The 12,642-nt window shown below is 63.3% G+C and carries 9 protein-coding genes; 2 read left to right on the top strand and 7 right to left on the bottom strand.

What is annotated here, in order from left to right:
* The first annotated feature begins 75 nt into the window (after positions 1-75).
* Complete coding sequence (locus ACQ4W4_RS07985; RefSeq protein ID WP_436541495.1) at positions 76-2,229, top strand: FUSC family protein; 2,154 nt, start codon at positions 76-78, stop codon at positions 2,227-2,229.
* Positions 2,230-2,357: 128 nt separating this feature from the next.
* On the opposite strand, the gene ACQ4W4_RS07990 is transcribed toward ACQ4W4_RS07985, so the two are convergent.
* The 6 genes from ACQ4W4_RS07990 to ACQ4W4_RS08015 form a co-directional block, all read right to left on the bottom strand.
* A complete protein-coding gene (locus ACQ4W4_RS07990) occupies positions 2,358-4,307 on the bottom strand; it encodes a S9 family peptidase (protein ID WP_436541496.1) in 1,950 nt (649 codons plus the stop codon).
* Positions 4,308-4,374: 67 nt separating this feature from the next.
* Positions 4,375-5,847, bottom strand: coding sequence for an amino acid permease (locus ACQ4W4_RS07995; protein WP_436541497.1), 1,473 nt, complete (start codon positions 5,845-5,847; stop codon positions 4,375-4,377).
* 443 nt (positions 5,848-6,290) lie between these two features.
* A complete protein-coding gene (locus tag ACQ4W4_RS08000; RefSeq protein ID WP_436541498.1) occupies positions 6,291-7,721 on the bottom strand; it encodes an amino acid permease in 1,431 nt (476 codons plus the stop codon).
* 116 nt (positions 7,722-7,837) lie between these two features.
* Positions 7,838-8,296: a RidA family protein gene (locus tag ACQ4W4_RS08005; protein WP_121670633.1), complete on the bottom strand. Its 459-nt coding sequence runs from the start codon at positions 8,294-8,296 to the stop codon at positions 7,838-7,840.
* Positions 8,297-8,550: 254 nt separating this feature from the next.
* The gene (locus ACQ4W4_RS08010; protein ID WP_436541499.1) at positions 8,551-10,134 is read right to left on the bottom strand and encodes an ATP-binding cassette domain-containing protein; all 1,584 of its coding nucleotides are present in this window, start codon (positions 10,132-10,134) and stop codon (positions 8,551-8,553) included.
* 153 nt (positions 10,135-10,287) lie between these two features.
* Positions 10,288-11,400: an NADH:flavin oxidoreductase/NADH oxidase gene (locus tag ACQ4W4_RS08015; protein WP_436541500.1), complete on the bottom strand. Its 1,113-nt coding sequence runs from the start codon at positions 11,398-11,400 to the stop codon at positions 10,288-10,290.
* Between the two features lie 163 nt (positions 11,401-11,563).
* Here ACQ4W4_RS08015 and ACQ4W4_RS08020 point away from each other — a divergent pair, with 163 nt between their 5' ends.
* Positions 11,564-12,118, top strand: coding sequence for a glycine zipper 2TM domain-containing protein (locus ACQ4W4_RS08020; protein WP_436541501.1), 555 nt, complete (start codon positions 11,564-11,566; stop codon positions 12,116-12,118).
* A 6-nt stretch (positions 12,119-12,124) separates the two neighbouring features.
* Here ACQ4W4_RS08020 and ACQ4W4_RS08025 read toward each other — a convergent pair whose 3' ends face one another.
* The gene (locus ACQ4W4_RS08025) at positions 12,125-12,634 is read right to left on the bottom strand and encodes a DUF1993 domain-containing protein (protein WP_436541502.1); all 510 of its coding nucleotides are present in this window, start codon (positions 12,632-12,634) and stop codon (positions 12,125-12,127) included.
* Positions 12,635-12,642: the final 8 nt, after the last annotated feature.

The raw sequence follows: 12,642 nt of genomic DNA on the forward strand, positions 1-12,642 counted from the left end.
ACTGCAACATCCTGGCGCCGCATCGGAGACCCCGGTGCGGCGCCTCTTTCTGTGCCCTGCCCACAAGGTAATCCCATGCACTACGCACTGAACCTGCGCACCTTTATCTACAGCCATTATTTTTACCTGGGCTTGCGCGTGGCCATCGGCCTGGTCGGCCTGACCTTGCTGACCCTGGAAATCAGCGACAGCGCCACCGCCATGACGGTATGCATCGGCGCCCTGTGCACGACCCTGATGGACATGCCCAGCCCGCTGCGCCACAAGTTCAACGAGATGCTGGCCTCGGTCCTGCTGTGCAGCGCTGTCACCTTGTTGATCAGCCTGTGCGGTCCCGTGCAGTGGCTGTTAATGACGGTGCTCGTGCTCGTGAGTTTCCTCGCCAGCATGATGGTGGTATACGGCAAAAAATCCATGCCCTTGCAGCTGGCCGCCCTGTTCATCATGACCATGTCGATGGAGCACCAGATGACGTGGCAGCAATCGTTTCACCATGCGGGCCTGTTCATGCTGGGGGGCCTCATCTATCTGGCCTACGCCATGGCCATCGCCTGGGTCTTGCGCCACCGCATCAAGCAGCAAGTGCTGGCCGAAGCCCTGTTCGAGTTAGCCGCCTACATCGACATCAAGGCCGATTTCTACGACACGCGTTTTAATTTGACGGAACAGTTCAACAAGCTGGTGCGCCATCAAAGCATTTTGGCCGACCGCCAGCAGGCGTCGCGCGACCTGATTTTGCGCAGCCACAAGAACAGCAAGGACGCCATCGTCGTGCAAGTCCACGTGTGCATGCTCGATCTGTATGAACTGATCCTCTCCACGCACACGGATTACGCGCTGCTGCGCCAGCACCTGGCTGACTCCGACGTGCTGAAATCCTTGCACGACCTGGCTTACAAGGCGGCGCGCGACATCGAGTCTGTCGCCTACGCCGTCACGCGCAAGCGCGCCTCGTATGCGCAGATCAGCTACGACAGGGAATGGGCCGATATCGAAGCGGAGATTGCCCGCCTGCACGCAAAAGGCGATGGTGCGCAGGAAGCGCTGGCGACCCTGCGCGCGCAGCGCAACAAGATCCGCGCGATTCTGAAGATGATCGCGGAATTGCACCTGGCGACGCAAAAAGTCTCTGCCGACGTGCCATTCTGGAGCGGCGCCGACATGGCGCCCTTCCTGTCGCAGCAGAAATACGAACTGAAGACGCTGCTGGCTAACCTGCGCCTGGACTCGCCCGTATTCCGTTTCGCGCTGCGCGTGTCCATGGCCATTTCCGTGGGATTGCTGATCGGCCACTGGCTGCCATATGCGGCGCACAGCTACTGGATCGTCTTGACCATCGTCATCATCCTGCGCCCCACGTTCAGCATGACGCGCCAGCGCCGCGCCGACCGCATCATCGGCACCATCATCGGCTGCGTCATCACGGCCATCGTGATCCGCTTCGTGCACAGCAACATCGTGCTGATGGCCATCCTGTTCCTCTCCATCGTGGCCACGCCCACCTTCATCTATTTGCGCTACCGCTACACGGCCATCGCCGTGAGCCTGATGATCTTGCTGCAAATGCACCTGGTGGCGCCCAGCAACCCGAACCTCGTCAGCGAGCGCCTGATCGATACCCTGATCGGCGCGGCCGTCGCCACCGTGTTCAGCTTTGTGCTGGCCAACTGGGAATACCAGAGCTTGCCGCGCCTCGTGCGCCAGGTGCTCAACGTAAACCTCAGCTATATGCAGGCCAGCTTCGCGCTGCTGCAGGGAAAATGCTTCGATGATTTCGCCTACCGCATCGAGCGCAAGCGCCTGATGGACAGCCTGGCCGCGCTCAGCTCGGCGCTGGTGCGCATGCTCGATGAACCGGCCAGCAAGCAGCGGGCCGTGGAAGACATCAACCTGTTCATCGTGCAAAATTACTTATTGGTCGCCCACGTGGCGGCGCTGCGCTCGATCCTGGGCCGGCATACCAGCCAGCTGCCCGTCACGCCCGTCAACGCCTTGCTCGGCCACAGTCACACGCAAGTGTGCCTGACCCTGTCGCGCGCGCTGGAGCAGCTCGACGACAAGGCCGCCATCAGCGCGCCGCTGGCGCCCCCGCCCGCGCCGCCGATCAGCGACGTGGCCTGGTCGGGCTGGCCGCTGGTGCAGCGCCGTATCCGCTTGTTACAGGCAGATGCGGACAAGATCGTGATACATAGCGCGGCGATCGTGCATATCGTCTCGCCACGCGCCTGACAAAAAGTCCATGGCGTTGTTGCCGCGCCTCGTCGTACATTCGTACTGCCTTCGGCACGGCGCCTAGCCCTGAACATTTTGTCAGCCGCTTTATCCAGGCTAGCCTGCCTGCGGCAGGCCGTCCATGACTACTTCAAATAACGCTCGAACCAGCCGATGGTGCGCTTCTGCAAGTCGCGCTGATGCTCGGGCTTGCGGAAGGAATGGCCTTCACCGTCGTAGATGAACAGACTGGACGGCACGCCCATGGCGCGCAAGCCGTGCCAGAATTCCAGCGACTGGGCGGCCGGCGTTTCCACGTCGCGCTCGCCCACGTAGATCAGAGTGGGCGTCTTCGCCGCCTTGATCGATTCGATGGGCGAAGCACGGCGGTAGACGTCCGGCTTGTCATACGCGGAGGCGCCAAAGAAGGGGATCATCCACTGGTTGATGCCGTTCTGGCCGTAATAGCTGATCCAGTTCGACACGCCCGCGCCCGCCACGGCCGCCTTGAAACGGTCGCTGTGCGTGACGCCCCACATGGTCATGAAGCCGCCATACGAGTGGCCGATCAGGCCCAGGCGCTGGCCGTCGACGGGCGCCACTTTTTCCACCGCATCGATGCCGGCCAGGATGTCGCGCCAGTCGCCGCCGCCGAAGTCCGCCATGTTGGCGCGTGTAAAAGCCTGGCCCTGGCCAAAGCTGCCGCGCGGATTGGGCAGGAAGACGAAATAGCCTTTTTGCGTCAATTCATGGATCAGGGTGCTCGCCGCCACGTAACGGGGCGAGGCGGCCGCGCCGGGGCCGCCATGCACGTTGACGACCATCGGGTAGCGCTTGCCGGCATCCGTCTTCAGCGGTCCCAGCAGCCAGCCCTGCACCTTGTATTGCTCGTTGTTCCAGCCCACGTTCCGCACCGTCAGTTGCGGCGCAAAGCCGTCATTGTCGCGCGTGATCTTTTTCAGCTGGCCCACCGGTCCCGCCACCAGGTAGCTGGCGTGCGTGAAATCTTCCTGAGCGGCAGCGGCGTGACGGCCATCGGCGCTGAAGGACAGACGGCCATCGCTGCCGCCGCTGCTCAGTTCACCGAGCAGCACGGGCTGGGCCGGCCCCGTTTGTGCATCGACAGGCACCAGCGCCAGCTGCGAGTCGATCAGCGCAGTCGCCAGCAAGCCGGCGCCGCGCCAGACGACGCCATTGAAAGTGCCGCGGTAGTCGGGCGTGATATTGCGCGGCGTGCCGCCGGCCAGCGGCACGGTATAGATATCGCCGCCGATGGAGCCGAAGTCGCTCATCAGGCCGCCGATGAAGACCACCGTCTTGCCGTCCGGCGAGACGGAAGGCAGGTTCAGCTGCATGGCCGGCGACGCGATCACGCGCAGGGCGCCCGTGGCCGCATCAATATGGCTGAGCTTGGCGACCCACCAGTTGCTGTCGCCATTGCCTTGCGCGCTGGTGGCGACAAAGCCGCGGCCATCGGGCGTCCAGCTGTATTCATACACATAGGTGTCGGCGGGTGACAGCAAACGCGGTTCGCCGCCGCTGACAGGCACGACGGCGATGCGCTGGGCATCGTCTTCGCTGCCCACTTCACCCACCTGGCGCGCGCCCGCCTCCACGGCGCCGGCCAGCTTGCGCGCGCCCACCGTCGCGAGCAGGGCCAGCTGCTTGCCGTCCGGCGACCAGCGCGCCGTGCTGGCCACGCCCTTGATGCTGGTCACCATCCGCGCCTGCGCCTGCGACAGGGTAGCCAGGTACAGCTGCGCCGTGCCCGCCTTGGCGTCGTAGCCGACGAAGGCCAGCTGCCTGCCATCGGGTGACCAGCTGGGCTTGTCGTAGGAACACACGGCGCACGGGTCGAATTGCTGCACGATGGCGCCATTGGCGGCGTCGCGCACGACGATGGTCGCATGCGGGCGCTGCGGCTGCTCGCCCGCCTTGCTCGATTCGATGGCGGCGATGTGCTGGCCATTGGCCGACAATGCCACGGCGCGGTAATCGCGCAATGCCCGCTCCGCTGCAGGAGCGGCCTGCGCCAGGGCTCCCAGAAGACTGCTTGCCAGCAAGCCGCAAGCGGCCAGATCAGTTATTTTCATCATGTAAATTCCGGTTAGAAATAAAAAAAACCGCCGGCAAGCGCGGCGGTTTTGGATGGAACAGACTGCATTAGCGGGCCTGCTTGCCCAGGTGCGAATGCCGCATGCTGTACAGGAAGTAAATGGCCACCGTCACCGCCATCCATACGCTGAACACGACAAACGTCGTATGCGGCAAATCGCGCATGATGTACAGGCAAGCCAGGATGCTCAGCCCCGGAATCACATACGGGCCGAAGGGCACGCTGAAGCCTTCGATGCGGTTCGCCCCCTGCTTGCGGCGCAGCACGGGCACGGCGATCGAGACCACCATGAAAGCCGTCAGGGTGCCGATGCTGACCATGTCCCACAAGTAAGTCGCATCGACGGAACCGGCCACCAGAGCCACCACCAGGCAGACGATGATGGTATTGCTGACTGGCACCAGGGTGCGCGGGTGGATCTTCTGGAACGATTTTGGGATCAGGCCGTCGCGGCTGACGGCAAACAGGATGCGCGTCTGGCCGTAGATCGTCACCAGAGTGACGCTGAAGACGGAAATGACGGCGCCGGCCGACAGCACCAGCGCGGGCCAGGTCTTGCCCGTGACGTTTTGCAGGATCACCGCCAAGCCCGCTTCCTGGCCTTCGAACAGTTTCGCCTGTTGTGCGCCCAGGGCGGCCACGGCCACCAGCAGGTAAAACACGGTGACGATGAGCAAGGCGCCGAGGATGCCGCGCGGCACATTGCGCGTGGGATTTTTCACTTCGTCGCCCGCCGTCGCCACCGTATCGAGGCCGATGAAGGAGAAGAAGACGGTGCCGGCCGCGGCTGTGACGCCCGTCATGCCGGCAAAGCCCTTGCTGTTGTCGGTATTGAAGAAGGGGAAGAAATTGTCGGCATTGAAACCGGAAAACGCGATGACGATGAAAAACACGAGGATCGCCAGCTTGATGATGACCATGATGGCGTTCATCAGCGCCGATTCCTTGGCGCCGCGCAGCAACAGGAAGCCGCACATGCAGATCAGGAAGATGGGCGGCAGATTGATGTGGCCGGCATGAAACTCCATGCCATGCTGGCCGGAAACGATCATCGGCGTGCGCAGCATCTCGGGAATATGCCAGCCGAAGGCATTTTCCAGGAAGTTGTTCAGATAGGACGACCAGCCGATAGCCACGGCACTGCCCGCCAAGCCGTATTCGAGCAACAGGCAAGCGGCCATGATAAAGGCAAGAAACTCACCCACGGTGGCGTAGGCAAACGAATACGAGGAGCCGGAGGCGGGAATGCGGAACGACAGCTCCGCATAGCACAAGGCCGTCAGGCCGGCCGTGATGGCGGCGATCAGGAAAGACAGGACAACCGATGGGCCCGCCTTGGGGACGGCTTCGACCATGGTAAAGAAAATACCCGTGCCGATGGTGGCGCCCACGCCGATCATGGTGAGGGAAAACAGGCCGATGGACCGGCTCAAGCCGCTGCTGCTGAGGCCTTCACCATATTCGACCGTGGTATCGATCGGCTTGGTGCGGCAAATTTTCTGGACCAGGGTTTGGCTCACTAGACTTCCTTTATGAGGCATGCACTTGAACACCTGCCAAAACCTGCTGCGCGTCGTGATTTGCAGCCTGCGATGCTCACTGACTCGGCGTCCCCGTGCATTCGCACAGCTGCGCTGCTTAGCCCGGGAACACCGAGCCTCCCATCCGCTCGCTACGGTTTTATTAGATGCTGCTTGAAACATGACGGCTAAAAACACTTAAAAACGGCGCTCCGGCCCTACCTGGCAAAAAACCGGAAAGATCGCGTCCATTTTCAAAACTAAGCGATTATAGGGCTTTCATCGGCTCAGCTAAACAGAACTTTGATGCAAGGAAACAACGCCAGACGTGCGCCATCAAACGCGCACTGGCGCTAGCGCTGCATGGAATTGCCAATATGAAAGAAAAAGCGCGCCGCTGCAGGGGCAGGGGCGCGCTTTTGATTCAGCTCAACTACGCTGGATTACTTTTTACCGTGTGGCGCATCGGCCTGCGGCCAGCCCGCTTCGTAGCCTTGCGGCACGTCGTCGCGGCGCTCTTTCGGCGCCAGGCCCAGCGCGTAGTACAGCACCGTCAGCAGGATCAGCCAGGCCGGTCCCACCATCAGCGCGATGCGCGTATCGGGGAAATACGCCATCAGGCCGATCACCAGCGCCAGGAACGCCAGCGAAATCCAGGAACCGTACGGCGCGAACGGCATGCGGAAGGCCAGGTTCTTGATTTCCAGCGGCGTCAGGGTCTTGCGGAACTGGATCTGCGTGACCAGGATCACGCCCCAGGTCCAGACGGCGCCGAAGGTCGAGATCGACGTGACCCAGATAAACACTTTTTCCGGCACCAGGTAGTTCAGCAGCACGCCCAGCAGCAGGGCAAACACGGACACCAGGATGGCGCGGCGCGGCACGCCGCTGGCCGTGGTTTCCGCAAACGCCTTCGGTGCCTGGCCTTGCAGCGCCAGGTTGTACAGCATGCGGCCTGTGCTGAAGATGCCGCCATTGCACGACGACAAGGCTGCCGTCAGCACGACGAAGTTGATGATGCCGGCGGCCGTCTTGATGCCCAGGCGTTCGAACGTCATGACGAAGGGGCTGCCGGTGGTGCCGATTTCATTCCATGGGTAGATCGACAGGATGACGAACAGCGCGCCGACATAGAAAATCAGAATGCGCCAGAACACCGAATTGATGGCGTCGGGAATCGATTTCTTCGGGTTCGCCGCTTCGCCAGCCGTCAGGCCGATCATTTCCACGCCCAGGTAGGCGAACATCACCATCTGCAAGGACATCAGCACGCCCTGCGCGCCGTTCGGGAAGAAGCCCCCATGCGTCCACAGGTTCGAGATGCCGACGGCCACGCCGCCGTTGCCGAGACCGAAGACGATCATGCCCGTGCCGCCGACGATCATCAGGATGATGGTGACCACCTTGATCAGGGCGAACCAGAACTCGAACTCGCCGTAGGCTTTCACGGCCAGCAGGTTGATCGCGCCCATGGAACCGAGGGCCGCCAGGGCCCAGATCCAGCGCGGCACGTCGGGGAACCAGATGCCCATGTAGATGGCGACGGCGGTAATTTCCGCCACGCAGGTGACCAGCCACAGGAACCAGTAGTTCCAGCCCGTCAGATAGCCTTGCAGGGGGCCCAGGTAATCCTGGGCATAGCGGCTGAAGGAACCGGCGACGGGATTGTGCACGGCCATTTCGCCCAGCGCGCGCATGATCATGAAGATGACCGCGCCACCGATGATGTACGACAGCATGATGCCGGGACCGGCCATCTTGATGGCGTTGCCGGAACCCAAAAACAGGCCCACGCCAATCGCGGCGCCCAGCGCCATCAGGCGGATCTGCCGCTCGCCCAGGCCGCGGTGCAAGCCTTGTTCACTCGTTTTCATTACGTGTCTCCGTTTTTTTCTTGAATACACCGATCCCTCCACCCCAATGGCGGTTCCGCTCTTGCTGGAAAGGAGGAAAAGGCGAGCCGGCGGCAATCGCCGGCATACTCAGATGATCAGGCCAGTTCGGCGATCAGCTCGATCTCGACGCAAGCGCCCAGCGGGATTTGCGCCACGCCAAAGGCGGAGCGGGCGTGCTTGCCGCTGTCGCCGAAGACTTCGACGAACAGTTCCGAGGCGCCATTGGTCACCAGATGCTGTTCCGTGAAGTCGGAGGTGGAATTGACCAGGCTCATGACCTTGACGATGCGCTTGACCTTGTTCAAGTCGCCGCCGCAGGCGTCTTGCAGGGTGGCAATCAGTTCGATGGCGATCCCGCGCGCGGCGATCTTGCCTTCTTCCGTGGTGACGTCCTTGCCCAGTTGGCCAACCCAGACCTTGCCATCCTTCTTGGCCAGGTGGCCGGACAGGAAGACGGTGTTGCCGGTGCGGGCATGCATCACGTAGGCGGCAGCTGGTGCGGCAACGACTGGCAGTTCAATGTTGAGGGCTTTGATTTTTTCGTAAAACGACATGCTATTTCTCCAAGAAAACAATATAAGCGAAACCAAAATTCATGCACAGCAGGGCACGCAGGATGACGCCCTGGCAGCGCGGTAGTGACCGACAACAGTGCCAGATTAAACGTCATCATATTGGTGAACCAGCAGTTTTAGTTCACAAATAGGCCCGGTTATTCAGTGGATTATACCGACAATCAAACAAAATTCAGCATCGGTTCATGAAGCATGCTCTACAGGCATCGAGCGTGACTGTTTTCATTAAATTGTCACTTGTGCAATGTCAAGCCCTCGGGGTCAAGGTTTATCGCCTCCAGAAATGCCTGGTCGTGCGAAACCACAAGTAACGCCCCCTGGTATTGCAGCAGCATCTGCTCCAGCGCCTGCAGGCTGGTCAGGTCCAGATGATTGTCCGGTTCGTCGAGCAGCAGCAGTTGCGGCGGCGCCTGCGCATACAGTTCGGCCGCCAGCGCCACCTTCATGCGCTCGCCGCCGCTGAGCAAACGGCTGGGCATGGTGGCGCGCGCACCGGCAATGCCCAGCAGCGCCAGCCGCGTGCGCAGCTCGCCTTCCGGCACAATGCTGTTGCGTGCCTGCAAGCGCTGCACGGCGCTGCACTCGCCGTCTTCCAGCCCAGCATGCTGATCCAGCCACGCCACCTGCGCATGGCAGCGCAGCGCGCCGCTGGCGGGCGCCAGTTGTCCGGCGATCACGCGCAGCAGGGTCGACTTGCCGCTGCCATTGTCGCCCGTCACGGCCAGGCGGCGCGGCCCGGCCAGCACCAGGTCGATGGCGTGCGCCTGGCCATGCGGCAAGACCAATTCGCGCAGCTCCAGGATCAATTTCCCGTTCGGCACGCCACTCTCGGGCGCCAGCAGCAGCCGTTCGGCGTCGGGCGCGCAGCGGGCGCCGGCGTCCACCACGCGCTGCTGGCGCGCCTGCTGCGCCTCTTGCGCGCGCACGCGCAGCTTGCCCTGGCTATCCTGGCTTTTCTCCTTTTTCGCATCGAGCAGCAGCTTGCTCTGGTTGCCTTCGCGACCCTCTCGCTCGCCACGTCCCACGCGGCGCTGCTGGCGTTCGGCCTGTTGCTGCGCCTCGCGCTGTTCGCGCCTGGCGGCGGCCTTCTCCGCCTGCAAGGCCGCCGCAAACCCCGCTTGTTCCTGCGCGCGCTGCTGCGCATACAGCGCGTAATTGCCGCCGTAGCTGCGCAAGCCCTGCGGCGACAGCTCGACGATAGCGTCGACGTACGCCAGCAAGCCGCGGTCATGGCTGACCAGCAGCAAGCCACCCGTCCAGCGCGCCATCTGCGCCACCAGACGGGCGCGTTGATGGGCGTCAAGGTGGTTGCTCGGCTCATCGAGCACCAGCCAGTCCGCCTGCGACAGCCAGGCACCCTGCAGCGCGATGCGCTGGCGCTCGCCACCGCTCAGGCTGGCCGTCGGCGTGTCGGCGTCCACATGGCGCAAATCGAGCGCGTCGAGCGCCTGGCGCAGGCGCGCGTGGGCATCCCAGCGTTCGCCGACCAGGGCGTAATCGTCCTCGTCGATGCTGCCGGCGCCGATGCGCGCCAGCGCCGCCAGCACCTCCTCCATGCCGGCCAGCGCCGCCACGCTGGGATAGCGCGCCGGATCGAGCTCCTGCGTCACGTAATGCACGCTGCCGTCACAGCGCACGGCGCCGGAAGACGGCTGCGCCCGGCCCGCCAGCAGGCGCGCCAGCACGCTCTTGCCCACGCCGTTATCGCCGACGAGGCCGATACGTTGCGGGGCAAAAGAAAATTGCAGATCGGAAAACAGGGCGCGGCCATCGGGCAGCGCAAAGGAAAGACGGTCGAGTTGCAGGAATGCGGGCATGGATACTCCTTGAGCAAGGCTGGCGAATCCGCGCGGCGCAATGGCGCGCTGGCGGGATGGGCGAGGCCGTGCACAGCACGGCAGTATCAATGGCGCATGTCGAAGCGTCCTGGAGAAATGGGGAAGAAGCGTCAGTGTAGCAGACGAGGCCTCTTAGCGCTGGCCCAGAGTCGTGTCGCCGAACAGGTGCTTGTATTCACGCGGCTGCGAGCGCCAGTACTGCGGCGGCGCCGACACTTGCGCGCCCAGCTGGGCCGCCGCATGCCAGGGCCAGCGCGGGTCGAACAGGATGGCGCGCGCCAGCGCCACCATGTCGGACTGGCCGCCCGCAATGATGTCTTCCGCCTGCTGCGCTTCCGTGATCAAGCCCACGCTGATGGTGGGCAAGCCGCTGTCGCGCTTGATGCGTTCGGCAAACGCCACCTGGTAGCCGGGTCCCACGGGAATCTGCTGCTGTGGCGAAATGCCGCCACTGGAGACGTGGATGAAATCGGCGCCCAGCTGCTTGAGTTCCTGCGCGAAGCGCACGCTTTGCTCGATGTCCCAGCCGCCATCGACCCAGTCGGTGGCGGAGATGCGCACGCCCACGGCCACCGTGGCGGGCACGGCGGCGCGCACGGCTTCAAGCACTTCCAGCGGAAAGCGCATGCGATTGTCCAGGCTGCCGCCATACGCATCGGTGCGCTGATTCGACAGGGGCGAGAGGAACTGGTGCAGCAGATAGCCGTGCGCCGCGTGCAGTTCGATGCCCTCGATGCCGAGCGCATGCACGCGCTGGGCGGCCGCCACAAAGGCGCCCTTGATTTGCAACAAACCCATCTCGTCGAGGGCGATCGGCACGGTTTCGCCGGGCGCGTGGGCGATGGCGGACGGCGCCACCGTTTGCCAGCCGCCGTCGGCCAGGTGCACGCAGGCGCCGCCCTGCCACGGCGCACGGCTCGACGCCTTGCGTCCAGCGTGGCCCAGTTGCACCACGAAGGGAATCGGCGCATGGCGGCGGATCGCCTGCACCACCTTGGCCAGCGCCGCCTGATTCGCGTCCGACCACAGGCCCAGGTCTTCGGCCGAGATGCGTCCCTCGGGCGAGACGGCCGTCGCTTCCGTCATCAGCAAGCCCGCACCGGACAGGGCCAGATGGCCCAGGTGGATCATGTGCCAGTCGGTGGCGTTGCCGTTGTCGGCCGAGTACTGGCACATGGGCGCGATGGCGATGCGGTTGGCCACCTGCAATGGGCCAAGAGAAAATGGCGTGAATAGCTGGCTCATGGCGGACTTTCGGAAAAGGGGAAGCACCGATTCTACTGTGCTTTGGAAAGTGCGGCTTACACCTGCTTACGTTTGATACAGCGCAAGGGCTAGCCTTGCGCAGACGGCGCCGTTAATCTAAACACATCAACAACACGGCAAGACCTTGCCCCCAGGAGAACACATGAACACGACGACTACCGCCAGCCGCATCCACCCCTTGATGGCCGGCGCCGCCATTTCCGTGACGGTCCTGTGCCTGGTGGGCGCGGCATCCATCGCCGGCATCCTGCCCAATTCGAGGGCGAACGTGCCTGCCACGCCAGCCATCCCTGCCGACGTGGCCGCAATGACGCCGGCGAACGCCGCGGCGCTGGCAGCGCCCGTGGCAGCGCCTGTCGTCGCGCAAGCCGCCCCCGCTCCGGCGCCGGCGCCCGTCGTGCACAAGCGCGTCGTGCATCACACGCAAGTGGCGCAGGCCCGTCCTGCCTACCGTGACAACAATGACGGCTACCGCGACACGGCCTACCGCGAACCCGTGCGCCAGCCGCAGCCAGTGCCTGCACCGGCACAACCGAACTACGTGGGCATCGGCACGGGCGCCGTCATCGGCGGCTTGATCGGCAATCAGGTAGGCGGCGGCCGAGGCAAGGCGCTGGCGACGGTGGCCGGCGTGATCGGCGGCGGCATGCTGGGCAATGCGGTGCAAAATCAGGTTCAGCAGCAACCGCAGCAATAATCAATTTCAGTCGTACGGGCCAAGATAATCGAGCTTGCCCACGGCCACGCCATTGTTTCTGAGGATGGCGTGGACCATGGAGACGTGGAAATAGAAATTCGGAAAGGCAAAGCTGAGCAGGTAATCGTCGCCCGAGAATTTCTTGCCCTCGTCCGTCCAGTTCAGCACGACTTCCTTCTGCGCGCTGCCCGCCATCTGGCCCGCATTCACGCTGTCGATGTAGGCGATGGTGTTGGCGATGCGCTCCTGCAGCTGCTCGAACGACGCTTCGTTATCCTCGAACTTCGGCGCCGGCACGCCGCTCAGGCGCTCGACCGACATCTTCGACGTATCGCTGGCGCGCTGCACCTGCGCCGTCAAGTCCAGCATGTCGGGCGCCAGCTGCGCGCCCAGCAAAATCTCGGGCACGATGCCGTCTTCCTCCACATGGGCTTGCGCTTTTTCCAGCAGGGCCGAGACGACCCGCAAGCCGCGGATGAAGACGGGAATGGTTGCCTGATACATGGACACGGACATGGCTGACT

It is taken from the genome of Janthinobacterium glycogeni (assembly GCF_051380725.1).
Classification (GTDB): Bacteria; Pseudomonadota; Gammaproteobacteria; order Burkholderiales; family Burkholderiaceae_D; genus Janthinobacterium.

What these genes read in the sequence shown, in the direction of transcription:
- ACQ4W4_RS07990 (WP_436541496.1), bottom strand. Translation starts at nt 4,307, where the DNA reads ATGATGAAAATAACTGATCTGGCCGCTTGCGGCTTGCTGGCAAGCAGT.
- ACQ4W4_RS08015 (WP_436541500.1), bottom strand. Translation starts at nt 11,400, where the DNA reads ATGAGCCAGCTATTCACGCCATTTTCTCTTGGCCCATTGCAGGTGGCC.
- ACQ4W4_RS08025 (WP_436541502.1), bottom strand. Translation starts at nt 12,634, where the DNA reads ATGTCCGTGTCCATGTATCAGGCAACCATTCCCGTCTTCATCCGCGGC.
- ACQ4W4_RS08005 (WP_121670633.1), bottom strand. Translation starts at nt 8,296, where the DNA reads ATGTCGTTTTACGAAAAAATCAAAGCCCTCAACATTGAACTGCCAGTC.
- ACQ4W4_RS08000 (WP_436541498.1), bottom strand. Translation starts at nt 7,721, where the DNA reads ATGAAAACGAGTGAACAAGGCTTGCACCGCGGCCTGGGCGAGCGGCAG.
- ACQ4W4_RS08010 (WP_436541499.1), bottom strand. Translation starts at nt 10,134, where the DNA reads ATGCCCGCATTCCTGCAACTCGACCGTCTTTCCTTTGCGCTGCCCGAT.
- ACQ4W4_RS07985 (WP_436541495.1), top strand. Translation starts at nt 76, where the DNA reads ATGCACTACGCACTGAACCTGCGCACCTTTATCTACAGCCATTATTTT.
- ACQ4W4_RS08020 (WP_436541501.1), top strand. Translation starts at nt 11,564, where the DNA reads ATGAACACGACGACTACCGCCAGCCGCATCCACCCCTTGATGGCCGGC.